The 23,652-nt window shown below is 68.3% G+C and carries 19 protein-coding genes; 14 read left to right on the top strand and 5 right to left on the bottom strand.

Going from position 1 to position 23,652, the window contains the following annotated elements:
- Nucleotide 1 precedes the first annotated feature (1 nt).
- The 5 genes from ACMGEZ_RS15615 to sctQ all read right to left on the bottom strand — a co-directional run bounded on the left by ACMGEZ_RS15615 (nucleotide 2) and on the right by sctQ (nucleotide 3,666).
- Nucleotides 2-259, bottom strand: coding sequence for a helix-turn-helix domain-containing protein (locus ACMGEZ_RS15615; RefSeq protein ID WP_436823180.1), 258 nt, complete (start codon nucleotides 257-259; stop codon nucleotides 2-4).
- Nucleotides 256-909 (bottom strand): DUF938 domain-containing protein, encoded by a 654-nt coding sequence (locus ACMGEZ_RS15610; protein ID WP_436823179.1) that lies wholly within the window; start codon nucleotides 907-909, stop codon nucleotides 256-258. Before ACMGEZ_RS15610 ends, ACMGEZ_RS15615 begins: the two co-directional genes overlap by 4 nt.
- Before the next feature lie 174 nt (nucleotides 910-1,083).
- The gene (locus ACMGEZ_RS15605; protein ID WP_436823178.1) at nucleotides 1,084-1,524 is read right to left on the bottom strand and encodes a hypothetical protein; all 441 of its coding nucleotides are present in this window, start codon (nucleotides 1,522-1,524) and stop codon (nucleotides 1,084-1,086) included.
- A 381-nt stretch (nucleotides 1,525-1,905) separates the two neighbouring features.
- The gene (gene sctR / locus ACMGEZ_RS15600; RefSeq protein WP_436823177.1) at nucleotides 1,906-2,565 is read right to left on the bottom strand and encodes a type III secretion system export apparatus subunit SctR; all 660 of its coding nucleotides are present in this window, start codon (nucleotides 2,563-2,565) and stop codon (nucleotides 1,906-1,908) included.
- A gap of 3 nt (nucleotides 2,566-2,568) precedes the next feature.
- Nucleotides 2,569-3,666 carry a type III secretion system cytoplasmic ring protein SctQ gene (gene sctQ, locus ACMGEZ_RS15595; RefSeq protein WP_436823176.1) on the bottom strand — a complete coding sequence of 366 codons (1,098 nt, stop codon included), beginning with the start codon at nucleotides 3,664-3,666 and terminating at the stop codon, nucleotides 2,569-2,571.
- Nucleotides 3,667-3,960: 294 nt separating this feature from the next.
- Between sctQ and sctV the strand changes: the two genes are divergently transcribed.
- The 14 genes from sctV to ACMGEZ_RS15525 all read left to right on the top strand — a co-directional run bounded on the left by sctV (nucleotide 3,961) and on the right by ACMGEZ_RS15525 (nucleotide 23,609).
- Entirely contained in the window at nucleotides 3,961-6,033 is a 2,073-nt protein-coding gene (sctV, locus tag ACMGEZ_RS15590) for a type III secretion system export apparatus subunit SctV (protein WP_436823175.1), read from the top strand.
- Nucleotides 6,034-6,051: 18 nt separating this feature from the next.
- Nucleotides 6,052-6,318, top strand: coding sequence for a type III secretion system export apparatus subunit SctS (sctS, locus tag ACMGEZ_RS15585; RefSeq protein WP_436823174.1), 267 nt, complete (start codon nucleotides 6,052-6,054; stop codon nucleotides 6,316-6,318).
- Nucleotides 6,315-8,084, top strand: a complete 1,770-nt coding sequence (gene sctC, locus ACMGEZ_RS15580) for a type III secretion system outer membrane ring subunit SctC (protein WP_436823173.1) — start codon at nucleotides 6,315-6,317, stop codon at nucleotides 8,082-8,084. Before sctS ends, sctC begins: the two co-directional genes overlap by 4 nt.
- A gap of 2 nt (nucleotides 8,085-8,086) precedes the next feature.
- Nucleotides 8,087-9,250, top strand: coding sequence for an FHA domain-containing protein (locus tag ACMGEZ_RS15575; RefSeq protein WP_436823172.1), 1,164 nt, complete (start codon nucleotides 8,087-8,089; stop codon nucleotides 9,248-9,250).
- Nucleotides 9,251-9,389: 139 nt separating this feature from the next.
- Nucleotides 9,390-9,596 carry a hypothetical protein gene (locus ACMGEZ_RS15570; protein WP_436823171.1) on the top strand — a complete coding sequence of 69 codons (207 nt, stop codon included), beginning with the start codon at nucleotides 9,390-9,392 and terminating at the stop codon, nucleotides 9,594-9,596.
- 67 nt (nucleotides 9,597-9,663) lie between these two features.
- Nucleotides 9,664-10,077, top strand: a complete 414-nt coding sequence (locus tag ACMGEZ_RS15565; protein WP_436823170.1) for a hypothetical protein — start codon at nucleotides 9,664-9,666, stop codon at nucleotides 10,075-10,077.
- Nucleotides 10,074-10,844: a type III secretion system inner membrane ring lipoprotein SctJ gene (gene sctJ / locus ACMGEZ_RS15560; RefSeq protein ID WP_436823169.1), complete on the top strand. Its 771-nt coding sequence runs from the start codon at nucleotides 10,074-10,076 to the stop codon at nucleotides 10,842-10,844. The genes ACMGEZ_RS15565 and sctJ overlap by 4 nt, the downstream gene beginning before the upstream one ends.
- Nucleotides 10,844-11,548, top strand: coding sequence for a SctK family type III secretion system sorting platform protein (locus tag ACMGEZ_RS15555; protein WP_436823168.1), 705 nt, complete (start codon nucleotides 10,844-10,846; stop codon nucleotides 11,546-11,548). Before sctJ ends, ACMGEZ_RS15555 begins: the two co-directional genes overlap by 1 nt.
- Nucleotides 11,530-12,171 carry a type III secretion system stator protein SctL gene (sctL, locus tag ACMGEZ_RS15550; protein WP_436823167.1) on the top strand — a complete coding sequence of 214 codons (642 nt, stop codon included), beginning with the start codon at nucleotides 11,530-11,532 and terminating at the stop codon, nucleotides 12,169-12,171. The genes ACMGEZ_RS15555 and sctL overlap by 19 nt, the downstream gene beginning before the upstream one ends.
- A complete protein-coding gene (locus ACMGEZ_RS15545; RefSeq protein WP_436823166.1) occupies nucleotides 12,168-13,511 on the top strand; it encodes a FliI/YscN family ATPase in 1,344 nt (447 codons plus the stop codon). Before sctL ends, ACMGEZ_RS15545 begins: the two co-directional genes overlap by 4 nt.
- Complete coding sequence (locus tag ACMGEZ_RS15540; RefSeq protein WP_436823165.1) at nucleotides 13,511-13,996, top strand: serine kinase; 486 nt, start codon at nucleotides 13,511-13,513, stop codon at nucleotides 13,994-13,996. The genes ACMGEZ_RS15545 and ACMGEZ_RS15540 overlap by 1 nt, the downstream gene beginning before the upstream one ends.
- Nucleotides 13,997-13,998: 2 nt before the next feature.
- Nucleotides 13,999-14,778, top strand: a complete 780-nt coding sequence (sctT, locus tag ACMGEZ_RS15535) for a type III secretion system export apparatus subunit SctT (protein WP_436823164.1) — start codon at nucleotides 13,999-14,001, stop codon at nucleotides 14,776-14,778.
- 5 nt (nucleotides 14,779-14,783) lie between these two features.
- On the top strand, nucleotides 14,784-15,815 hold the full coding sequence (locus ACMGEZ_RS15530) for an EscU/YscU/HrcU family type III secretion system export apparatus switch protein (protein WP_436823163.1): 1,032 nt from the start codon (nucleotides 14,784-14,786) through the stop codon (nucleotides 15,813-15,815).
- A gap of 57 nt (nucleotides 15,816-15,872) precedes the next feature.
- Nucleotides 15,873-23,609: a DUF4781 domain-containing protein gene (locus ACMGEZ_RS15525; RefSeq protein ID WP_436823162.1), complete on the top strand. Its 7,737-nt coding sequence runs from the start codon at nucleotides 15,873-15,875 to the stop codon at nucleotides 23,607-23,609.
- The last annotated feature ends 43 nt before the right edge of the window (nucleotides 23,610-23,652 follow it).

The raw sequence follows: 23,652 nt of genomic DNA, 5'->3' as shown, positions 1-23,652 counted from the left end.
CTCAGCGGCCTTCCGGCTGCTGCAGCCTGACGCCGATGCCGTAGAGCGCGAGCAGGCCCAGCGCGTGCCCGATGGCCACGCCGGGCTCACCCGCTTCAATGCGGCCGATGGTTTGGACATGCACACCAAGGCGCGCGGCCGCGGCTGCCTGGCCCTCGCCGGCCGCCGATCGGGCCGACCTTGCCGCTGCCCCCAGTTCCCGGATTGCATGCAAGGCGTCGTCGCCGATGTCTGCCGATATGCGCTTTCCTTTGGTCATGGGTGCATTGTCGTTGCGTCGGTGAGGGCCCGCGCGCCGGGGAGGGTGCCGTTTGATCTCCGCCAGACCAGAGTGAAGTTGTTTGCCGGCATGGGTACGGCCTCCTCCAGCGCAAGGCCTTCATTGCCCGCGACTTCCGCCACCTTGTCGATGTCGCGCACGCCCCAGAGCGGATTCGTTGCTCGCAGGCTCGCGTCGAAAACTTCATTGCTCTGCGACGTATGCGCGCCGCCCCGCGTATACGGGCCGTAGGTCACAAGCACGCCACCGGCGGGCAGGATCCTGCCGGCGCCCGCCATCAACGCGAGCGTGGCTTCCCACGGGGAGATGTGAATCACGTTGATGCACACGACCGCGTCGGCCGCGGATACGGGCCAGGGATGCTTTGTGACATCGAATGCGAGGGGCGGCTTTACGTTCGACAAGTTGCCTTGGGCCACCCACGCCTCGATGGAAGCATGGCGCTCCACGTCCATCTCGCTGGGCTGGAAAGTGAGGGCGGGCAAAGCCCTGGCGAAGTGCGCCACGTGCTGCCCGGTGCCGCTGCCGATCTCGAGCACGAGGCCGCGTGGCGGCAATACGCGCGCAAGTACCTCGAGGATCGGCTGCTTGTTGCGCTCGGGGGCGCCGGCGATCTCGCGTGAGTCCATGCAGCGATGGTAAGCCTCAAGGCGTGCCCGGCACCTCAACCGCTCCGTCTGCTGCCTGTTGTTGTGTGCCTTCTCGGGGCCGAATCCCACCCTCCGCTGCGGGACTTCTTCGGGTGCGTCGGCGCGTGCTCGGCCGGCAGCCTTTCGGCAACGAGATTCGGCGCACACGAAAACTCAGCGGGTGGCTTGCGCCTGCGACACTGCAGTCTTGGAGGTGGGGCTTTCGACCAAGCCGCCGAAGGCGGGTCCGTTGCGCAGGCGCGCGTACTCGGCGGCCGCTTGCCGGTAGGCGGGGCGAGATGTGTCCGCACCTGCTTCGCCATTCTGCGCCGCGGCCAAGCCGGACCGCATCCAAGCCAAGGTGTCAGCCTGGACCACCGCGCGGGTGTTGCCAGCGACGCGAGTCACCGCCCGTGGGTCTCCTTCGGGGTAGCCCTGGTTCGGCGCACTTTGCAGCCACCGTTGCGCGTCGGCCGTAATGTCCGCACGGCTCGCTGAAGTGGTCAGGGTTGCGGGTCTGGGGTCCCCCTCGGCGTAGTTGCCTGCCAAAGCAGGGCCAGCCATGGCGGCCATCAGAACGGAAAATGCCAGGGGAGTCTTGAGGAAGCGCATCATTCAGATCCTTTGCGTCGGTTGCGGTTGAGGTTCTCCGGCGGTGATGAACACGCTGATGCGGCTTCATCGCCGGCGGTGAAACCAACTCTACGCAGCCGACCTGACAATGTGCGAACCGTTCGATTACGGTTTTGTAATCGCCTTTGACCATCGAATCTTCGGTGTCGAAACGCAGGTAGCCTGGCGCCCATCCGACCGATCAGCCCGTCCGGACCCGCGGCAGTGGCTGCGCTCGGCGAGGGCCGGGGCAACTGGCCGGAGCCGCACGGCACCAGCCCCAGAACGATGAGCTGGGGACTGCAACTGCAGGTGCGCTGGTAGGCGATCGACATGTCCCTGACACATTGGGTTCGTTCTATTTCGCCGGTACTTCCAAATGCGTCAGCGGTATGACAGCACCAACCCGTGCACCAGACGCGTCCAGCCGTCCAGCATCACGAAGAGCAGAAGCTTGAAGGGAAGCGAGATGGTGGTCGGCGCAATCATCGACATGCCGAGCGCGAGCAGCACGGTGGCGACGATGAGGTCGACCACCACGAAGACCAGGTAGATGATGAAGCCGATCTGGAACGCTCGCGTCAGCTCGCTGAGCGTGAAGCTGGGCACCAGCACCATGAAGTCGTCGGCCTGCAGCTGCTCGGCGCGCGCTTTCGGCCAGATGTTGGAGGCCGACTTCAGGAAGAACTGCCGCTCGCGCTCGTGCGTGTGCTTTTGCAGGAACTCCTTCACCGGCGCCTTGGCGGCATCGATCACCGCGACGATGTCGTTCAGCCCTTCGCCCTTGGCGCCGAAGCTGCGGCTCTTCAGCGCGTCGCCGACGTCCATGCCCACGGGCGCCATGATGTAGACCGACAGGATGATCGCGATGCCGTTGAGCACCATGTTGGGCGGCGTCTGCTGCAGGCCCAGCGCCGTGCGCAGGAGGCCGAAGACGATGACCAGCTTGGTATAGCTGGTCACCATCAGCGCCACGAAGGGCGCGACGCCGAACGCGACGATCAGCGCGACGAGCGTGAGAGGTTCGGGGAGTCCGCCTTGCATCGCTCAGACTTCGCCGGGCGCGAATTCCGACACGCGCACGCCCAGCCGGTCGCCCACCGCGACCAGGTAGCCCTTGCCCAGCACGTTGCCGTGCGCAAGGATGCGCACCGGGCTGCGGTTGAGCGGCTGGCCGAGTTCGAACACGTGGCCGGCGCGGATGCTCTTCAGTTCGCCCAGCGTGAGCGACAGCTCGCCGACTTCGAAGCGCAGCGACACCTCCAGCGCATCGAGCCGGTCGAGCGGCAGGTTGGCGCTGTCGGCGGCGTCGGCGGAACGGGCGGGCATGTCTGGCTTCATGGCACTGTCTCTCGATTGCTGAACTGTGATGCGCGAGCCCTCCGCGAAGGCCGTGAGCTGCCGCCCCGCCGGCCCGGCGAGCGCGGCCGTGACCACGATGGCGGCGCCCGACGAGCTCCATTGCTCGATGCCGACGATGTCGCCGGGGCGGATGCTCGTGATTTCGCCGAGCGAGATCGGCGTGCTGCCGAGCAGAAAGTGCACCGGCAGGCGCAGCGCGTCGAAGGCAGCGCTCGATCGCACGGCGCGCGGACCGGCGCCGGCCGGCAGCAGTGCATCGAGCGTTGCAGCATCCTCGAACTGCACGAAGCCGCACAAGCTCGCGCCATCGTCCGAAGGCGTGGCGACGAAAAAGGCCGCGCGCTCGGGGTCGCAGCGCGGCGGCGCCTGCTCGCGCAGCTCTCGCGCCTCGGCCTCCGAGGGCTGCCATTCGAAATGCAGGCGCAGCGCCTTCTCGAGTGCGTCGACCATCGGATGCAGCGCATCGGCCAAGAGTATGTAGCGCAGCTCGCGCGGCAGCAGCTCGATGCGGCGCTCGCCCAGCAAGACCTGCAGGCTCGGCGCGTCCAGCGCCAGGTGGCCGACATGCGCACCAAGCTTGAAGCGATAACTGTCGCGCGCGATCTGCCCGAGCCCCGCATCGTGCTTCCACTGCAGGCGATAGCCCGTGTCGCCGGCCCTCAATTCGCATGGCGGCGCGGCCGCATAAAGGCGATTGAGCGCGCGCACGCTGGCCGCATCGGCGCGGGGCAGCGCGCGCGAGTCGCCGAGCTCCGTCACCGCCTCAGCAGCGTGCGGCGGCATGCATGCTTTCGTTGAACAAATCGCTGCTACTCGTCACTGTCGACAGACCTCGAAGCCATGCATACATCTCGCATCGGGACGCGCAGCTTAGCCAATGGGAGGTGTCGCAGGTAGTACGCAAATGCGTAGTGCCGCGCATGCGACAAGTTCCGCGCGCCTACGAGAACTCGTGGTTGCCGTGAATAGTTGGCGCCGCTTAGAGTCCGCCGCGACGTGACTTTTTCCACGTTCGATTCAGTTTGGTGCGACGCGCATCGGCGCCACAACTCCAAGAACCCATCAGGCAAGGACGCAATGGCGAGCCCCTCGCGATCTCTGGCGCAGTACCGTGGCGGTGTCCGCGACCTGCTCGGCAATGTCGGCCGCTACAACGATCTGCTGCTTGCCGGCCTGCTCGTGGTGGTGGTGGCGCTGTTCGTGCTGCCGCTGCCGACGCCGCTGTTGGACCTGCTGATCGCGAGCAACCTGGCGATCAGCCTGGTGCTCCTGATCGTGGCGATGTACGTGCCCTCGGCGTTGTCGCTGTCGACCTTTCCGTCGCTGCTGCTGTTCACCACGCTGTTCCGGCTGGCGCTCAATATCGCGTCGACCAAGCTGATCCTGCTGCATGCCAATGCCGGTCACATCATCGACACATTCGGCAAGCTGATTGTCGGCAACAACGTGGTGGTCGGCGGCGTGGTCTTCCTGATCATCGCGATCGTCCAGTTCATCGTGATCGCCAAGGGTTCCGAGCGCGTGGCCGAGGTGGCTGCGCGCTTCGCGCTCGACGCGATGCCGGGCAAGCAGATGAGCATCGACGCCGACGTGCGCGCCGGCGCGCTCTCGTCGGCGCAGGCGCAGAAGCGCCGCCAGCTGCTGGAGCAGGAATGCCAGCTGCACGGCGCGATGGACGGCGCAATGAAGTTCGTCAAGGGCGACGCCATCGCGGCCATCGTGATCGCGCTGGTCAACATCCTCGCCGGCATTGCCATCGGCACGCTGATGCACGACATGAGCCTGGGCACCGCGCTGCAGCGCTACGCGATCCTCACGGTGGGCGACGGCATGGTGTCGCAGATCCCGTCGCTCCTGGTATCGATCGCCGCCGGCATCGTGATCACGCGCGTCAGCACCGGCGACCGGCGCGACACGCAGCTCGCGCACCAGATCGGCGAACAGCTGATGGCGCACCCGCGCGCGCTCATCATCGCCGGCCTCGCAGTCGCCAGCTTCCTGGTCGTGCCCGGTTTTCCGAAGTGGGTGTTCGGCCTGCTGGCCGCCGTCATCCTGGGCCTGGGCTTCAGCATGCGCATGCTGCGCGAGCGACGACGTACGCCGGGCTGGATCTCGCATCGCGAAGGGGTGGCGTCCGAGGAGACCGAGAGCGACCATGCGATCGCGGCACCGCTCGCGGTGCGCCTGTCCAGCGACCTGCGCGGTACGGTCGACCGCTACCAGCTCGATCAGCACCTGGCCGACGTGAAGACCGCGGTCGAATCCGACCTGGGGCCGGTGTTTCCACGACTGCAGCTCGGCTATGCCGACGGGCTGCCCGAACACGGCTACCAGGTGCTGGTGCACGACGTCGCGGTGTCCGAAGGCAGGCTCAAGCCCGGCTGGCTGCTGCTCGATCCGGCGGAGGCGGCAGCGCCACCGGGCGGGTCGGAAGTCGCCGAACCCTTCGGCCCGTTCGCGCGCGCGGTGTGGGTGCCGGGCGCGCAGCCCGGCCTCAAGGCCTGGAACAACGAGGAGGTCGTCGGCCTGCACCTGGACCACGCGGTGCGCCGCAACGTGCGCGAGCTGATCGGCCTGCAGGAAGTGCAGCGCCTGCTGCATTCGGTACAACGCGATGCGCCCGAGCTCGCGGCCGAGGTGTCGCGCGTGGCCTCGCCGCAGCGCATCGCCGAAGTGCTGCGGCGCCTGCTGCAGGAAGGCATCCCGATCCGCAATCTGCATGCGATCTTCGAATGCCTGGCGATCTGGGCGCCCAAGGAGCAGGACGCGATCGCGCTGACCGAGCTGGTGCGCATCCACCTCGGCCGCTACATCACCAGCCGCTATGTCGGACCCAACCGCCAGCTCGAAGCCATCCTGTTCGAGTCCAGCCTGCTGGAGCGCGTGCAGAACGCGATCGAGCGCTCGCCGCGCGGCAACCTGCTGCTCCTGAGCCCGGCCGTCACGCAAGACATCCGCGAGCAGGTGCGCCGCATCCTCGGCGCCACCGCCAACCGCGTGGTGGCGATTGCTTCCTCGGACGTGCGCCGCTACGTCAAGACGCTGATCGAGCCGGTGGCGCCGCAGCTCGCCGTGCTGTCCTACCAGGAAGTCGACGAAGACGTGGCACTGCAGCCGGTGGGCTGGGTCACCAATCCGCAAGCTCATTGATGAATCAAGAAACGCGCAATGACACCGCAGAACATCCTGGACATCACACGCGAAGGCCTGCTCCTCGTACTGTGGATCTCGCTGCCGGTGGTGGTGGTCGCGACGCTCACCGCGCTCATCGTGGCGGTGCTGCAGGCGGTGACGCAGGTGCAGGACCAGAGCATCGGCCAGTCGATCCGCATGATCGCGGTGATGGTCGCGATCATCGCCACCGCCGGCTGGATGGGCCGCGACGTGATGCGCTTCGCGGAGCGCGCCTTCCAGACTCTGGCTTCCTTGCCATGATGATCGCGCATCTCGATGTCATGCGCCGGCAGGCCTTCCTGCTGCTCGCCTGCGCCGTCCTGGTGCTGCTGCTCGCGGCCCAGCAGCAAAGCGTGGCGGCCGAGCTGCGCTGGGGCAACAACCGGCCCTTCCAGATCGTCGCCAACGAGAAGCCTTTGCCGGACTTCCTGCGCGAGCTGGCCTCCTCGCAGGGCGTCACCGCGGTGATCGATCCCAAGGTCGGCGGCGTCATCAGCGGCAAGTTCTCCGGGCCAGCGCAGAACATCCTCAACAGCGTGTGCTCGGTCAATGGGCTCACCTGGTATTTCGACGGCGCCTTCCTGTTCGTCGACCTGGCGGCCGACGCGAAGAGCGAGGTGCTGCCGATCGCCGCCGAGAACGCCGCGCGCATCGCCGAGACGCTGGTGCGCCTGCGCATCTCCGACGAGCGCTACCCGCTCAGCATCAGCGAGAGCGATGCCAGCGTCTACGTGACCGGCCCGCGCCGCTACGTCGAGATGGTGCGCCAGGCCGTAAGGCTGGCGGATCAGAAGACCGCGCTGGCCGACGGCGCCGAGATCCGGCTGTTTCCGCTCAAGTACGCCTGGGCATCGGACTTCAAGATCAACCGCTCGGGCAAGGAAACCGTGATTCCCGGCATGGCCAACGTGCTGCGCAGCCTCTACGGCCGCAACGGCAGCCAGTCCGGCGGCAGCGGCCGGGCGCCCAATGCGCCGTTCTCGGTCGGTCCCAATCGGCAGATCAAGCTGCGCAGCGGGGAGAGCATCAATGCGCCGAGGATCGACATGCCGGGCATGGGCCCGAGCGCCGACGGCAGCTCGGGCGGCAGCCTGCCGAGCTTCGGCAGCGAGCTGCCGCAGTTCCAGGCCGACACGCGCATGAATGCGGTGCTGGTGCGCGACCGTCCCGATCGCATGGTCCAGTACGAGCAGCTGATCCGGTCGATGGACGTGCGCCCGCGGCTGGTCGAGATCGAGGTCACGATCATGGACATCAGCTCCGACAACCTCAGCAGCCTGGGCATCGACTGGCGCCTGCATGGCCGGCACGGCGACTTCCAGACCGGCCGCGGCGACCGCGGGCCGCTCAACTGGGAAGGCGCGACCACCGAGGCAGGCCAGATCGGCGGCGTCAACGCCCTGGGCCAGGTCACCACGCCGCTGGGCGCGATGTTCACCGCCGCCATCGGCAACAGCGCCCGCAACTACCTGCTGGCCCGCGTGACTGCGCTGGCCAGCAATGGCGATGCCAACTTCGTGGCGCGCCCGAAGGTGATGACCCTCGACAACACCGAGGCCTTGCTCGAGAACCTGAGCGAGTTCTACGTGCGCGTCGACGGCTTCCAGGACGCGGGCCTGTTCAGCATCACCGCCGGCACCGCGGTGCGCGTGACGCCGCTGATCATCGACGAGAAGAGCGGCCGCGGCGTGATGATGTCCATCGACATCGTCGACGGCGACCTGAGCGCGCAGGCGGTGGACCGCATTCCGATCGTGCGCCGCCGCACCGTCAACACGCAGGCGCTGGTCGACGAGGGCGCCAGCCTGCTGATCGCCGGCTATTCGTCGGAAGAGAAGAGCAACGCGACCACCGGCGTGCCGCTGCTGAAGGACGTGCCGGTCGTGGGCAACCTCTTCAAGTACGCCGACAAGAAGCAGACCAACATGGAACGCTTCTACCTGCTGACGCCGCGGCTCGTCGTGCCCGGCTCCACGGCCTCGGCACCGCTCTCGTCGACACCGCCCCTGTCCGGGCCCGGAGGCTGAGCATGGACACCGAGCCGAGCTTCGACGACGCCCTCGGCGCGCCAGCCGCTGCGGCGATGGCGGCCGGCTGGTGCCTGCGCTTCCTGAGCGGCGCGGTGAAGGGACGCACCATCGTGCTCAAGCCCGGCATCAACGTGCTGGGCTCGGGCGGCGAATGCGAGGTGATGCTGCCGGGCAGCGACGTGCTGCCGCGCCACCTGGTGTTCACGGTCGGCGAGCTGGTGGTGGCGATGCAACGGCTCGGCACCGCCTCGGCGCGGCTCAACGGCGAGGAGATGCTGCAGCCGCGCAGGAGCGTGGTGGCCGGCGACATCGTGAGCGTCGGCCAGATCGACTTCCAGCTCGACCGCAGCTACCCCGCGAGCACGCAGGAGGACCGCATGTTCGCGCCGGCCGCGGATGCATCGGCAGGCGGCGCTGCCGAAGCGCGGCAGCCGATGCAGGGGGCGCGGCGCCTCGGTCTCTGGGCAGGCGGCGTGGTGGCCTTGCTGGCCGTGCTCGGCATCGCCGCGGTCCTGTTGGGCGGCAGCGGCGGCGCAGCAGGCGGCGCCGCCGGCCACGTCAACCTGGCCGAGGTGGAAAAGGCGCTCGTGCCTTTCCCCGAAGTGGAGGTGGTCGCCGCGCCGGGCGGGCAGTTCAGCGTCAAGGGCTACGTCGAATCGAAGCAGCGCCGCCAGGCCTTGGAGCAGGCGATGGCGCCCTTCGGCCGCAAGGTCAGCGTCAACGTGCATTCGGCCGAGGACATGGTCGAGCAGGCGCGGCGCTATGTCGGCGACCCCGGGGTGGCCGTCACCTACACGGGCCAGGGCCGGCTGGTGCTCAGCGGCACGGTGGAAGACAGCGCGGTGCGGCAGAAGATCCGGCGCCTCGGCGAAGACCTGCACCCTTCGGTGCTGGTGTCCGACAAGGTGCAGTACCGGGAGAAGCCGAAGACCGAGGACAAGGACGCCGAGCTGCGCGCGCGGTGGGACGGCTGGCAGAGCGTGCTGCCGGCGCGCATGGTGAGCATCACCGAGGACGGTAACGGCCTGCGCCACATCCAGCTGTCCAACGGCAACCGCTACTACGAAGGCTCGGTGCTGCGCTCCGGCGCCGAACTCAAGCGCATCGATGCCGACGGGCTGGTCCTGAGCGGCGGCGTTCCGAACAACAAACCTGCGAGATGACGAGATGAGCAGCCAGCCTTCCGCAGCTCGTGTTCCCCGAATTTCGTGCGGCGATCCAGCGTCCGCGCGGAATGCCTCGTCCTGCCGGGACGAGGACCTTCAACCCAGTGAACCATCAACCTTTGATCAGGAGTGAAACATGGCAGGCTCAGTCGACAACTCGATCCAGCAAATGAACCAGGCCGCGGCGGACAACGCGCGGCTGATGTCGGCCAGCATGGCGGCATCCACCGCCATCCAGGGCGCGGCCTCGACCGCGCACACGGTGAACGGCGCCAGCGCTGCCGGCGGCGAAGTGGCCAAGTCCACCGGCAACGACATCCGCCAATCGGCGAAGTCCTCGTAAAGAGCGGGTCCGCGCGCTGCCGGCTTCTTTTCGGTAGCGCGCGGCCTTTTTTCCAAGGAGGTGAACCATGACCGATCCCACAGTGCTGGCCGCCGCGAGCGCGCCGCCGGCCGAGCTCGCCGGACCCGCCGCGCAGCAGCAGGCCACGACCGCTTCGCGCTTCGATCCGGGCGAGACCCGGATGTTCGCCAACATGATGCAGGGCGTGCAGGCGCCGCCGTCCTCGGTGGCCGCGCCCAGCGCGCTGGGCGACGCGGCCCAGTCGCTGGCCGCCCAGTTCTCGGGGAACGTGCGCTCCTACGAGGACATGCGCAAGAGCATGCTCGAGTCGATCGACATGTCCGACCCGATCAAGACCATGTTCGCCATGACCGACCATTCGATGGAGGCGCACATGATGTTCGCCAAGATGCACATCTCCACGGGCCTGGCGAGCGCTGCCACCAGCCTGTTCGGCACCTTGCTGAAGAACCAGCAATGAAGCGCTCTCGCTGGTTTGCCGCGCTCGTCCTGCTCTTCGCGCTCGCGGGCTGCAAGGTCGCGCTCTATTCCAATCTCAACGAGCAGGAAGCCAACGAGATCGTCGCCGCCTTGTCGGCGGAGGGCATCGACGCAGCCAAGAGCCGCCTGGAAGGCAGCAACTGGCAGGTCGAGGTCGAAGAGGCCCGCATGGGCAGCGCGCTGGAGCTGCTGCGCGCCCAGGGCCTGCCGGCCGAGCGCTACGCCACCATGGGCGAGGTGTTCCAGAAGCAGGGCCTGGTGTCCACCCCTTCCGAGGAGCGCATGCGCTACATCTATGCGGTGTCGCAGGAACTGTCGCAGACCTTGCGCAACGTCGACGGCGTGGTGGCGGCGCGCGTGCACGTCGTGATCCCGGCCAACGATCCGCTCGGTGACAAGATCCGTCCGTCCTCGGCGGCCGTCTTCATCAAGCACCGGCCCGACGTCGACATCCGCTTGCTGGCGCCGGCCGTGAAGGACATGGTGGCGCACAGCATCGAAGGGCTCGCGCACGACCAGGTCTCGCTGTCGCTGTTCGAGACGCGCAGGCCGGCGAGCGCCTCGGCCGCCGGCGCGGGCGGCGTGCCCAGGCCGCTGGTCCTCGGCATGTTCTCGACCGAGACCGCGATGGTGCTGCTGGGCCTGCTGTTCGCGGCCGCGGTGTGCCTGATGGTGCTGCCCACGCTCCTGCGCCGGCAAGGCCTCGACTGGCGCAGCTGGACGCGAGGCCAGGTCTTCCGACGCTGATGCCGATGCAGGCCGCCGCCACTGCGCCCACCCCGCCACAGGCCGCGCCCGGCCCGATGGACCTGGTGCGCCTGGTGATGCGCTTCAACCTGCATCCCGAGCTCGACCTGCATCCGAGCTGGCTGCCCTCGAACTGGCCCGCGCGACACCGTTCGCCGGCGCGGCTGGGACGAGCCGGGCGTGCGGTGCTGGCCGACTTGCTGCGGCACGGCCAGGCGCCGATCGTTGCGGCGGCCGACTACAACTTCGATTCGCGGCTCAAGCGGCTGGCGCTGCTCGACGCCGCCTCGCTACGCAGGCTCGCGGCTTACCTCGGCTTCTGCGCTCACCTCCCGCTCTTCAGGTTGCGCGGCGGTGCCGGCTCGCAGATCCGGCGCCAGGCCTGCCGTTTCGATGCCGACGCGGTGGACTTCGTGCTCGACCGCGTGCCGCAGCTCACCGAACTGCGGATGGACAGCGCGGCTGTGCAGCAGCGTCCCATCGCCACCGGCCGCGTCGTCGTCGACCGCGGTTATCGCCTGCTGCTGGGCGCAGCCGCGCCCGAAGGCGACACCGTGCTGCGCCGCCTGCAGCACAAGCTGCCGCGGCGCATTTCGGACTTCCGTGTGCCGCAGCTCGCGCCACCGCAGTCCCGCCAACTCCACGAACTGATGCTCTCGTGCATCGTTCCCGAAAGACTGCCGCAATGGGACTGGCTTTTCTGATCACCACCGAGAACCTGCAGCTCCTGAGCGAGCGCAAGGTGCTCAAGGAAAACGAGTACGCGGCCCTGCTCGATGCCTCGGCCGTGGTGGACACCGCGCGCAAGGAAGCGCGCCGAATCGTCCAGCAGGCCGTGCACGAGGCCGAGGCGAGCCGCAGGCAAGGCTACGAGGAGGGCTTGCAGCGTGCCAAGGCCGAGTACGCAAAGCAGCTGGTGTCCGAAACGCTGGCCGCCGAACGGCAGCTGCACGCCTTGCGCACGTCGATGGCGCAGATCGTGGTCAAGGCCGTGGGCCAGTTCATCGCCGATGCGGAACCGGCAGCGCTGTTCGAGGCCGCGCTGCTGCGCATCGACACGCTGATCCGCAGCGAGCCTTTCATCACAGTGCGCGTGGCGCCGGCACAGGAAGCGACCATGCGCGAGGTGCTGGCTCGCCTGCAGGTCGAAACCAACTGGCACATGACCGTGAGCCTCGCCGCCGATCCCGTGCTGCCTGCGGGAGCCTGCGTCGTGCAGACGGCCTCCGGCGTGCTCGAGATCGGCGTCGATGCGCAGCTCGAAGCCTTCCGCCGCGCGATGGAGCGCAGCGGCATGGTCGAACGCGCGGAAGGAGGCCAGCAATGAGCGCGCACGGCCCGCTGGTGTCGGACGCGGCGCTCGGCATCGTCGCCGATCTCGAGCAGGCCTTCGGCCGCGTCACGCCGGTCGCGATGCGCGGGCGCGTGAGCAAGGCGGTCGGCATGTTGATCGATGCCACCGGCATCCAGGCCCACGTGGGCGAGCTCTGCGAGCTGGTCACGCCGGGCGAGCCGCCGCTCCTGGCCGAAGTGGTGGGCTTCCGCAACAACACCGCCATTCTCACGCCGCTGGGCCCGATCAACGGCATCTCGGCGCTGACCGAAGTGCTGCCGACCGGGCGCGGCCATGTCTGTCCGGTGGGTACCCAACTGCTGGGCCGCGTGCTCGACGCGCTGGGCCAACCGATCGACGATCTGGGCCCGCTGGCCACGCACCTGCAGCAGCCCGTGCACCGCGAACCGGTGAGCCCGCTCGCGCGCCGCATGATCGAGGCGCCGCTGGCCACCGGCATCCGCGCCCTCGACGCGCTGCTGACGCTGGGCGAAGGCCAGCGCGTCGGCGTGTTCTCGCCGCCCGGCGTGGGCAAGAGCACCTTGCTCGGCATGCTAGCGCGCGGCTCGACCGCCGAGGTCAACGTGATCGCGCTGATCGGCGAGCGCGGCCGCGAGGTCAAGGAGTTCATCGAACACAACCTCGGCGCCGAAGGCCTGGCCAGAACCGTGATGGTGGTCTCCACCTCCGACCGGCCGCCGATGGAGCGCATCAAGTCGGCCTATGTCGCGACCACCATTGCCGAGCACTTTCGCGACCAGGGCAAGAAGGTGCTGCTCCTGGTCGATTCGCTCACGCGCTTCGCTCGCGCCCAGCGCGAGATCGGCCTGGCCAGCGGCGAGCCGCCGACCCGGCGCAGCTATCCGCCGTCGATCTTCTCGATGCTGCCGCAATTGCTGGAGCGTGCGGGGCAGGGCAGGACCGGCTCCATCACCGCGGTGTACTCGGTGCTGACCGAGGGCGACGAGGAGAACGACCCCATCGCCGAAGAGGTGCGCTCGATCCTCGACGGCCACATCGTGTTGTCGCGCAAGCTCGCGGCCGCCAACCGCTATCCGGCCATCGACGTGCTGGCCAGCATCAGCCGCGTGATGCCGCTGGTCGCGTCGCGCGAGCACCGCGCCGCGGCCGCGCATTTCCGCGGCCTGCTCGCCAAGTACCAGGAGATGGAGCTCCTGGTGCAGATCGGCGAATACAAGCCGGGCAGCGATGCGCTGGCCGACGAGGCCATCGCGGCGCGGCCGGCGATGCTCGACTTCCTGTCGCAGCCGCCGGAGACCAGCCAGGCCTATGCGCAATCCCTGGCGGCGCTGCGGCGTTTCGGAGAGCGCTGATGGCCATCGACTGGAAACTGCTGATCGACGTGCGCGAGCGCCAGAAGAGCGTCGCGATGGGCATCGTCGCACGCGACCGGGAGGCTGCCGAAGCAAGCCATGCGCAGCTGCAGCAGGCCGAGGCCCGACGACAGCAGGAGATGCAGAGCAAGGCGCAGCACTGGCAGGCCACCGTGGGCGCGCTCTCGGGCGGGCAATGCAGCATCGCGCAGCTGCGGCATGCTGGCGCCTGGAGCGGCGCGCTCGACGCGCAGATTGCACAAGCCAGTCGGGCCGCAGCGCAAGCGGGACAGGCGCACGCGCAGCGCGAGCAGGTGCTCGAAGCGAGCCGACTACAGCTGCGCGCGGCCAGCGGCGAACTCGAGAAGGCGCAGCAGATGCAGCAGCGCGCCCGCATCGAGCGGCTGCGCCTCACGGAACTGCGGCAGGACGAGACGGCCGAGGAAACGGCTTCGCAGGCCTGGGCCGCGCGGCGAATGGTCTAGCCATGGACACCATCGAACTCGCCAGCATCGAGAAGCTCTTCTCCGCCGTGGTGCTCACGCTGCCGCGGCTGTTTGCGATCTTCGCGGTCGTGCCCTTCCTGTCCGGCGGCATGATCACCGGCATCGTGCGCAACGGCCTCTTGCTGATGCTCGCGGTCTTCATGTCGCCGGTGGCGGGCGACATGCCTTCGGCTTCCATCGGCACCTGGGTGCTGATCGCCGGCAAGGAGGCACTGATCGGCCTGCTGCTGGGCCTGGGCTTCGGGATCTTCATCTGGGCCATCCAGAGCGTCGGCGACCTGATCGACTTCCAGACCGGCTCCGCCAACGCCTCCTTCTTCGATCCCGTGGCTGGCCACGAGAACGGGCCCACCGGCGAATTCCTGGGCTGGATGGTGATCACGCTCTTCGTGTCGGCCGGAGGCCTGCTCGCGATGCTGGGCGTGGTCGTCGACTCCTATCGGCTATGGCCGGTCGCCTCCTTCTTCCCGAATCTCGGCGCGGTGCTGGAGCAATTCGCGATCCGCCAGGGCGACACCCTGTTCCTCTGGATCGTGAAGCTCGCGGCGCCGGTGATCTTCGTGCTGCTGCTGGTAGAGCTCGGCATGGGCCTCATCAGCCGAGTGGCGCCGCAGCTCAACGTGTTCGTGTTCTCGCAGCCGCTCAAGAGCCTGCTGGCGCATCTGATGATGCTGCTCTTCCTCTTCTTCGTGTACGAGTCGCTGCAGGAATTCCTGCGGCCGGAGAACGGTGTGCTCGACTTTCTGAGGGCAACGCTGTAGCGACCATGGCCGAGAAAGACCAGAAGCCCACACCCAAGCGCCTGCGCGATGCGCGCAAGCGCGGCGAGGTGGTGTTCAGCGCCGACGTGGCGTCGACCACCGTCTTCACCGTGGTGGTGGTCTCGATCTGGCTGGCCGGCGAGGCCATCTACAGCCTGCTGAGCGAACTCTGGCTGCACGCGACCAGCACCAGCTTGCTGACGCAGCCCGACGACCGCTTCGGCGAGCTGCTGCTGCACACCGGCGAGGCGCTCGTGTGGGGCACGCTGCCGATCATGGGCATCGCCGCAGCGGCCGGCATCGTCGGCTCGCTGTTCCAGGTCGGCGGCGTCGCGGCCTGGGAACGCCTCAAGCCCGACATGAACCGCCTGAACCCGGCCGAGGGCTTCCAGCGCGTCTTCTCGACGCGCAACCTCATCAACCTGCTGAAGATGAGCATCAAGACGATGCTGCTTGCGGCGCTGATGTACCTGGTGGTGCGCGGCTTCGTCGATACCTCGCTCAAGCTGGGCTATGCGCGTCCGGCCGCGATCATGACCGCCGCGGCCCATATGACGCTGGTCGCCTTCGGCTGGGCGGTGCTGATCTACGCGCTGATGGCGCTGGTGGACTACGCCCACGAGCACTACGAGTTCATGAAGCAGCAGCGCATGTCCATCGAGGACATCCGGCAGGAATACAAGGAAAACGAAGGCGATCCCATCAACCAGTCGCGGCGGCGCTCGGCGCACTTCGAGGCCGTGTATGCGAGCCTCTCCGACCGCGTGCGCATGGCCTCGGCGGTGATCCATTCGGCGCGCGTCGCGGTGGCCTTGCAGTATTTCGGCGAGACCGACCTGCCACGCGTGATCGCGCGCGGCGAAGGCGAGGCCGCCGCGCAGATCCGGCGCTTCGCCGGCGAAGGCCTGGTGCCAATGGAGTTCGAACCGCAGCTCGCCGAGCGCATCTACGCCGAAGTGCCGGTGGACCAGGCCATTCCGCGTTCCCTCTATGCACCGGTGGCCAAGCTGCTGCGCTGGGCACAGGGCCAGGAGTGACGCTGCCGTGCGCTGTCCCTTTCCATTTTCCTGAACCCACGCATCACTGGAGTTGCCATGGTTGCACCTGCCCATTCATCGTCCGGCGCCTCGCAGGCCGCCATCGACAACGCGGCGGCCCAGAGGGCTGCCGAGGAGCAGCGGCGTCGCGCCGAAGAGGCCGCGCGCCGGGCAGCGGAAGAAGCCCAGCGGATCGCAGCCGAAGCCAGAAGGCTGGCCGCGGAGGCGCGCAAGAAAGCCGACGAAGCGAGAAAGCTGGCCGACGCCGCGGAGGCGAAGAAGGCGCAGACCCAGGCCGAGCAGGACGCGGCGGCGAAGCTGCGCGCGCAGGCCAAGACCGATGAGCTCGATGCGCTGAAGAAGGAAGCCACCGCCAATCTGCGCACCAAGGAAGAGACGCTCGCCAATTCCAAGCTCGACGACGTGCGCCAGCGGCGCGCGCCGAGCGATCCGTCGGAAGCCACCCGCGCGGCGCAGAGCGAGGTCGATGCCGCGCAGAAAACGCAGGCGCTGTATGCGCCCGCGGCCGGCGCGCAGGGCGCCGACCAGCCGGCCCCCAGCACAGGCACGCAGGCCCTGCTCGAGAAGGCGCAGGCGGCCGCCAAGCCGGTGTTCGACGCGCAGGCCCGGGGCGGCGACGGCAGCAAGGAAGAGAAGGCGGCGCTCAACGTCGCGGTCACAGACTGGCTGGACGCCGCGCAGCAGGACATGCGCACCGCGGGCCTGAAGGCGCAGGCCGATGGCAAGGACTCGAACGCCGCCATCGATCAGGAGGCCGCCAGGATCAACCAGGCCATCGACAAGGGAGGCGTCTTCGACCCCGAGCAGATGGGCGCCTACATCGACAAGGCACAGGCCGGCGTGAAGGGGGAGACGCCGGAGATCCGCCAGCTGCGCAGCGAGCAGTACAACGTCAACCAGTCGGGCAAGAAGCAGGTCGCCGATGCGCGCACCGAAGCGACGGATGCCGATGCCGCGGCCGACAAGGCCGAGCAGTACGCCGCTGGCTTCGGCGACGGCCCCGGCGGCAACGACACCATCGTCACCGCCAAGCAGAACGCCAAAGACGAGGCCGCGCGCCTGCGTGGCGTGGCGAACCGGGCCGACGCCAGGCTAGACGGATTGATCAAGGCCTTCGGCACCAGCGACCCGGCGGACCCGGCCAATCCGAACACCAATGTCGTTGGCGCGGTCAACGCCGACTACAACGCGCGTGCGGCCGATCTCGAGGTCAAGGACTTGAACGCCAAGTACGACCAGGTGGTGGCCGGCGGCGACCCGGCCAAGATCGCCGAGGCCGACGCGGCATTGCGGGATGCGCAGGATGGCCAGCGCTACATGCGCGCGCTCGCCGACGACGAGGCTGCCAAGCTCGATCGCAGCGACGCCGAGATCGAGTACACCGACGCCGAGGGCGCCTGGAATGCCGAGTCGCAGGTGCGGCCCGGAACCTACACGGTGACCGAGCGCGACGGCGACAAGACGACCACCAAGACCGTCGAGGCCGAAGGCTACGACCCTGCCTTCTGGGCCAAGCCGGGCAGCGAGGAGGGCAAGAAGGTCCAGGCGAGCGACGGCAAGTACTACTACGTCGACGGCGACAAGAAGACCGAACTCGACCCCGTGACCTCCCGCCTCTGGGCCGCGCACGACAAGCGCGAGGCCGATACGAAACGCGTGGGCGATACCGGCTCCGCGCTGGCCAAGGTCAAGGAAGACTTGATCGGCGGCGCCGACGGCAGCGGGCCCAGGCTGGACGCCGGGCGCTACCTCGACAACGCCGATGCCATCAACCAGCGGCTGGCCGATGCCAATGCCGGCGTGGCGGCAGCCCAGGCTGGAACGACCGCGAAGCGGCCGGAAGGTTTCATCGGGCCGGTGGCCGCCACGCCGGCCACGCCGCAGCAACTCGGCGCGGCATTGGAGAAGCAGCGCACCGCGCAAGCCGAGGCTGACGCGCTGAAGGCGATGCAGGACCTGCGCAGCGCCGAGCGCGACCAGGCTGCGGGCAAGCCGGTGGGTGCGGCGAAACTCGAGGGCCTGCGCAAGACCGCGCGCGAGGCGCAGAACAAGCACGAGGAATCGCAGCCCAGGCTCTCGGCCGCCGACGAGAACAAGATGCGCAACGAGCAGTTGCCGCAGGCGCGCAGCGACTACCAGGCCAAGTCCGACAAGGTCGACAAGCTCACTGCACCCGGCAGCACCGCGACCGAGGCCGAGCGCGACAAGGCGCTGGACGAGCTCGATACGGCGAAGCTCACGGTGCGCGACTACGAGACGCAGCTCGAGCTGATCGACGCCGAACGCGACTGGTACGCGGCGCAGAACCAGTACGGGCAGACCGATTTCGCCAAGCCGAAGCTGTCGATGTTCATGAAGAACGGCGAGTCGGTCACGGCGGACGTCTACCCGGAGAACTACGACCCGACCTGGAATATCAAGCCCGGCAAGGACGGCAAGGTCATTGCCGAAGGCCTGCCGCGCGGACTCTCGCCCGACGACATCGAAGTGCGTTTCGACCAATGCGGCGGCGGCTACACGGTGATCGTCAAGAAGGACTCCGATGTCGTCGGCTGGCAGAAGTCCGAGCGCTATGGCGACATGCGCAACTTCGTCGTGCGCGAGGGCGAGTACAAGATGAATCCTGCCACGGCGCGGCTGTGGGACACCTCGGAGTTCGGCAACGGGCGGCTGGCGCAGGCGCGCAGCGAACGCGGCACGGTCGAGCAGCAGCTGCGCGATGCCAAGGCCGAGGCCCCGCCCGCGCCCGGCGAAGAGCCGCTGATCGGTCCGGACGGCAAGCCGGTGCCGACGCTGCGGCTGGGCGACGACCTCACGCAGCGCAAGAAGACGGTGGACCAGAACGTCGGCACCGCAACCACCGAGCGTGACAAGGCGCAGGCCGCCTACGACGCCGGCACCGGCGATCGCACCGCGCTGAAGAACGCCCTCGACGATGCCAACTCGAGCCTCACGATCGCGAAGAACGAGCAGGCGGCGGTGGATGCGGTACTGCTGTGGCAGGAAGCCAGCCGTACGCGCCAGCTCTACGAGGCCAACGAGCGCGCGGGCCGTGCGCAGCCCGTGTGCTACGCCAAGCCGCCGTCGGAGCTGGAGAGCGACGCGCGCGCCAAGGCGGTCGAAGCACGCAGCACCTGGCTGGGCTCGCACAACACGTTCCACACCGCGAGCGCGAAGCGCGATCTCGGCACGGCCCAGGCGGCGCACGACAAATGGAAGCGCGAGAACCCGTCGCTCGCCGAGACCGGCAGCGACACCTGGCAGGCGCTACAGGCGGCGCAGGGCAAGGCAGACATTGCCCAGCGCTACCTGGCGGCAGGTGCCACCGAGGGCGCGAGCGCACGCGAGCAGAACTTCATCGCCCAGAACCTGCGGCCCGACCAGCATGGCGACGGCGCCGAGCTCTACAAGCTCTTCATGAAGGATCCGGAGCTGATGGCGCAGTCCATCATCAACAGCCACTACGTGCAGTACGGCGGCCAGTTCACGCAGATGCAGAACCGCACGCAGCTCGCGAACCAGGTCGCGATCGCGCTCGGCTGGACGCCCGACATCGCGCTCGATCCGGCGACGCCGGCCAACAACGAGCGGCTGCAGCAGACGCAGAACCTGTTCGGAAATCTCGGCAAGGACCAGAAGGAAATCCTTGACAAGACGGTGGACAAGCTGGTCGAGCTGGGCGGCGACAAGGCCAGGGTGATGGTGCTGCCGGTGGTCTACGGCATCGAGGGCGAGCAGGGCGGCATCGTGAAGACCGCGCTGTTCAAGGTGGAGACCAAGCCGGGCGAAGCGAAGTACGTCGACGAGCAGGGCTGGGAGTACGAGAGCCTGGACGACTACCGCGCCAACAACAACCTGCCGGTCGAAGGCGTGAACCTCGTGACGCCGGAGGACGGCAACTTCACGCTCGATGCCGACGGCAACGTCAAGCTCTTCAGCGGCGATGCGCGCACCGAGACCGGCTGGGAGACCTTCAGGCGCAAGTCGCACCTCGACGTCGTGGCCGGCGTCGCCGGCGTCGTGGCCGGCGTCGTGCTCACGGTGGGTTCGCTCGGCACGCTGTCGGCACCGGGCGTGATGCTCATTGCCGGCTCGGCGGCCGCACTGGCTGCCGGCTATGGCATTGCGACCTCCACCGAGAGCCTGGTCAGGCAGAGCAGCCACGGCCAGAACATCAATCCGCTCACTAGCACGCAGGCGCGCCTGGACTGGCTCAACCTCGGGCTGTCGGCGGTCAGCGTGCCGGTGGTCGGCGCCTCCACGCGCGCCACCATGCAGGCGATGCGCGCGCGTAGTGCGCTGAAAGCCGCGACGACGGCCGGCCAGGCGGGCGATGCGGCCGCAGCCGGCAAGCACCTCGCCGATGTCAAGCGCTATGCGGAAAGCGCCGCGACATGGGGGCGGCCAGCCGCGGCGGCGGCCAAGCCGCTCGGCGTGGGCAGCGTTGTTGCCTTCGAGGAAGGTGCGCGCTACACGATCGAGAACTGGGAGCACATGAGCTCCGCTGACCGCGAGAAGCAGCTCGGCATGCTGGGCCTGAATCTCGCCGGTTTCGCCTCGCCGGTGTTCGCACGCGGCTACGTTCGCGTGCACAACGCGGTCAAGCCGATGGTGAACACTGCGCAGGGCCAGATGCCGCCGGCCACGCATGCAACCCAGGTCAACGAAGGCGCGCCGGACGGAAGCAATGTCGTGCCGCTGGCCAGCCGGCGCAACCCCGCGGTAGTGGACGATCCGCAGCGGATCGCGGCCGCAGCTGCGGAAGATCCGTTGTTGCCCTTCCGCGAACAGCCTGCGCCGCCGAGCGAGCCGCGGCCCGACAACGTCCGCGTGCTGCATCCGGACGGCGCTCCGTTCATCCCGGCGGAGGTGCCCGATGCGCCGCTGGCCCCAGTGCATTCGCTGCTCCTGCGCCGTTCCGGCGAGGGGCCGGACCCGGGGCCGGGCTCGGTGCCGGCATCGGCGCGCAGGTCGCAGGAGCAGCAGCTGTCCCTGGCCGTCGGCGCGGACGTTCAGGCGCCCAATGCGCCGTTCACGCGCTCGCCGCATCGCCAGGCGACCGTGCGCCAACTCAGCGCGCAGGCATCGGCGAACAACCAGGGCGGGACCGGCGCGCGTGGAGAGGGCGGGCAGGGGCAGCAGCCGGTCAATCCGCAGGGGCAAGGGCAGCAGGGCTCGGGTCCTTCGGCATCGCTGCCTTCCGGCAGCACGGGTGCGCGGCCGCCCGCCACGAACCCGACAGCGCAGGCTTCGTCCGCCGCCGGCGGCCGCAGCACTGCGGGCTTCGATGCCGACGGCGTGCCGCTGCCGCCGACGACGCTGGGCCGGAACCGCAGCTGGGCCAGCGTGGCCGGCCACGCGAACGGCCTCATTCGGCGGCAGCAATTGGCGGGGCAGCAGGATCCGCATGCCAAACCGCTGCAGCCGTCGGCCGACGAGGCTGCGGTCACTGCCGCGTTGATGGAGGATCCGCCGGCGGGCTCAAGCGTTCGCTTCGTGGTCTCGAAGCTTGGCCCGCGCGACACTATCTATGCCAACAGGGACGCCTCGCCCGACGCCGTCGATGCCGGGAAGGGCGGCGTGCGGGTCCGCAACCGCGACACCTACGACAATTTCGCCGAGGCCAGTGCGGCCGCTGCGCGCAATGGCGGCGGTTGGGTCCATCGGGTGCAGCCGGATGCGGCCAAGCTGCCGCTGAGCGCGCGCCGCAAGGCTGCGGCAGACGAGATCGCGGGTGCGGTGCATGTGAACGGCGAGAACCAGGTGCTGCCGATCGGCGTGCCCAACGCGAGGGACGCCGCGGCGCTCGCCGCGGCGACCGGTGTACCGACCTGGAAGCAGGGCATCAAGGGCATGTTGTCGGCGGAGCCGAAAGACGGCTTGATCCACGCAAAGCGATGGGCGGCGTTCGCCGCAGGCGCGCGCATGGGCGCCGAGGTGATCAAGCCGGTGTTCGGCTGGCCTGCGGACCGGGCCGGCGGGGCCACGGCCGGCTACCTCAGCTACCCGCTGTCGAGCTTCGGGCGCGCCGCCTATCTCACCGCGGCGCAGCGCATGAAGGAGTCGATGGCCGCGGCCACGCGCGGTGACCGCGAAACGGCCGAGAAGCTGGCCAACAAGGTTATCAACGGCAGCGGCTGGCGCGGCGACAAGATCATGGACGAGGCCAAGGCCCAGTCGCTGCGCGACAAGGTGAACGAGGTCGCCAAACTCGGCGAGACCCTCAAGACAAGCCGCGAGGCATGGCCGGATGCACCTTCCGAGAAGAACTTCCAGCTGCACACCATTCGCTCGCCCGGCGAGATGGCCGAGACGCTGGCACCCGCCCGGTACATGAAGGGCGTGGCGGGACTGCGCGACTTCTACGACGGGCTGCGCAGCGAGTTCCCGAACAAGAGCAAGAGGGAGATCGGCAGCGAGCTGCTGCTGCGCATCGACAAGATGAGCGCGGACGAACTGCGGCTCGCGGGCGACCGGTCGCATCCCGACAACTCGCCCGAGGCTCGGTTGCTGCGAGAGTTTCCCGAGGTGCATGCCAGGTTCAGCAACTCCGCCAAGCAGCGGACCGAACTGCGCGATGCGCATGCGGCGCTCTACGAGAAGCTGGAAACGCTTTTCTCGAACAAGAAGAACGGGGGGGTCGATCCGCAGGAGGCGGAAGGCCTGGGCGGCAGCACCAATTCGCCCAGCACGCGGCTCGGCCAGGTCAGTCGCCGCGCGACCATCGCGGTGAGCCTCAACACCTTCGTGGGTACCTTCTTCAAGCCGCTGAACGCAGGCAACTCGCTGCAGACACATGCAGGCAACTTTGCCGACGGGCTGTCGATCGGCACGCTCGCCGCGAACTACATCTACAACAACAAGGTGGATGCGCTCGAGACGGTGAAGAGCAATATCACCGCCAAGGCCAAGGCGGCGAACATGAACGAGGACGACTACCTCGGCGCCCATCCCAAGCTGGCGGCCGAGAAGGAAGCGGCCCAGATAAAGAAGGACGCCTGGAACAAGTACCGCGACTACGCCGGGCTGCTGAGCGCCGGGCGTGCCGGCGCGGTGGGCGTGGGCCTGCTCGAGACCGGCCCCGAGATCCTGGCGTACGGCGCCTTCGCGCAGGGCGCGCTCACGCTCACCTGGGTCGGCCTGCAGCAGATTCCGGCGTTGCGCAACGGCGCGTTCCCGACCACCACCAAGATCCTCAAATGGTCGGCGGTCGGCTCCATCGCGGTCGTGCCGGCGGCGACGGTGCTCTACAAGGCCCTCGCCGGCACCGAGCAGGAGAAGAAGGACAGCGTGGTGCAGATGGTCTGGAACGGCTTCACCGGCCTGTTCGAAGCGGACCCGGCCAAGCCGGGCCAGCCGACCCCATCGACCGGTCCGACGCCGACCAGTCCGCCGTCAAGCAGCCCGACCACGCCACCGGGCCACGAGCCCGGCGAACCCGAGAAGCCGGGTGAAGGCGAAGAGCAGAAGCCGCCAAAGCAGCCGATCGTGAAACCGATCTTCGTCACCGTCGACGGCGAGCGCCGCGAGACGGCGACGCTGTGGGGCATCTCCGAGACTAACCTGCAGACGCTGTTGACGGCGGCCGAACTCGGCGCCGCGCGGCAGGAAGGCGGCAAGAACCATGTGGTGAGCGAGGCACTGTCGCAGCTCTTCAACCTCAACCCACGCTTCGACAAGCGATTGATGGATGGCATCGCGACGAACATCGAGGGCGACCCGGATACGCTGATCGACGGATGGCAGATCAAGGTCGGGCAGACCACCACCTGAGGCGGCCTGCCTTTCGGATGCCTTTCATCGCCGAGCGGGGCAA

This window comes from Variovorax stachyos (assembly GCF_051400855.1).
Classification (GTDB): Bacteria; Pseudomonadota; Gammaproteobacteria; order Burkholderiales; family Burkholderiaceae_C; genus Variovorax.
This window is presented reverse-complemented; position numbering and strand designations above follow the sequence as displayed.

Coding starts and splice junctions, on each gene's coding strand:
- ACMGEZ_RS15610 (WP_436823179.1), bottom strand. CDS start 909: ATGGACTCACGCGAGATCGCCGGCGCCCCCGAGCGCAACAAGCAGCCG.
- sctJ (WP_436823169.1), top strand. CDS start 10,074: ATGAAGCGCTCTCGCTGGTTTGCCGCGCTCGTCCTGCTCTTCGCGCTC.
- sctC (WP_436823173.1), top strand. CDS start 6,315: ATGATGATCGCGCATCTCGATGTCATGCGCCGGCAGGCCTTCCTGCTG.
- ACMGEZ_RS15605 (WP_436823178.1), bottom strand. CDS start 1,524: ATGATGCGCTTCCTCAAGACTCCCCTGGCATTTTCCGTTCTGATGGCC.
- ACMGEZ_RS15615 (WP_436823180.1), bottom strand. CDS start 259: ATGACCAAAGGAAAGCGCATATCGGCAGACATCGGCGACGACGCCTTG.
- ACMGEZ_RS15575 (WP_436823172.1), top strand. CDS start 8,087: ATGGACACCGAGCCGAGCTTCGACGACGCCCTCGGCGCGCCAGCCGCT.
- sctR (WP_436823177.1), bottom strand. CDS start 2,565: ATGCAAGGCGGACTCCCCGAACCTCTCACGCTCGTCGCGCTGATCGTC.
- sctL (WP_436823167.1), top strand. CDS start 11,530: ATGGGACTGGCTTTTCTGATCACCACCGAGAACCTGCAGCTCCTGAGC.
- ACMGEZ_RS15570 (WP_436823171.1), top strand. CDS start 9,390: ATGGCAGGCTCAGTCGACAACTCGATCCAGCAAATGAACCAGGCCGCG.
- sctT (WP_436823164.1), top strand. CDS start 13,999: ATGGACACCATCGAACTCGCCAGCATCGAGAAGCTCTTCTCCGCCGTG.
- ACMGEZ_RS15555 (WP_436823168.1), top strand. CDS start 10,844: ATGCCGATGCAGGCCGCCGCCACTGCGCCCACCCCGCCACAGGCCGCG.
- ACMGEZ_RS15530 (WP_436823163.1), top strand. CDS start 14,784: ATGGCCGAGAAAGACCAGAAGCCCACACCCAAGCGCCTGCGCGATGCG.
- sctS (WP_436823174.1), top strand. CDS start 6,052: ATGACACCGCAGAACATCCTGGACATCACACGCGAAGGCCTGCTCCTC.
- ACMGEZ_RS15545 (WP_436823166.1), top strand. CDS start 12,168: ATGAGCGCGCACGGCCCGCTGGTGTCGGACGCGGCGCTCGGCATCGTC.
- ACMGEZ_RS15540 (WP_436823165.1), top strand. CDS start 13,511: ATGGCCATCGACTGGAAACTGCTGATCGACGTGCGCGAGCGCCAGAAG.
- sctV (WP_436823175.1), top strand. CDS start 3,961: ATGGCGAGCCCCTCGCGATCTCTGGCGCAGTACCGTGGCGGTGTCCGC.
- ACMGEZ_RS15525 (WP_436823162.1), top strand. CDS start 15,873: ATGGTTGCACCTGCCCATTCATCGTCCGGCGCCTCGCAGGCCGCCATC.
- ACMGEZ_RS15565 (WP_436823170.1), top strand. CDS start 9,664: ATGACCGATCCCACAGTGCTGGCCGCCGCGAGCGCGCCGCCGGCCGAG.
- sctQ (WP_436823176.1), bottom strand. CDS start 3,666: ATGCCGCCGCACGCTGCTGAGGCGGTGACGGAGCTCGGCGACTCGCGC.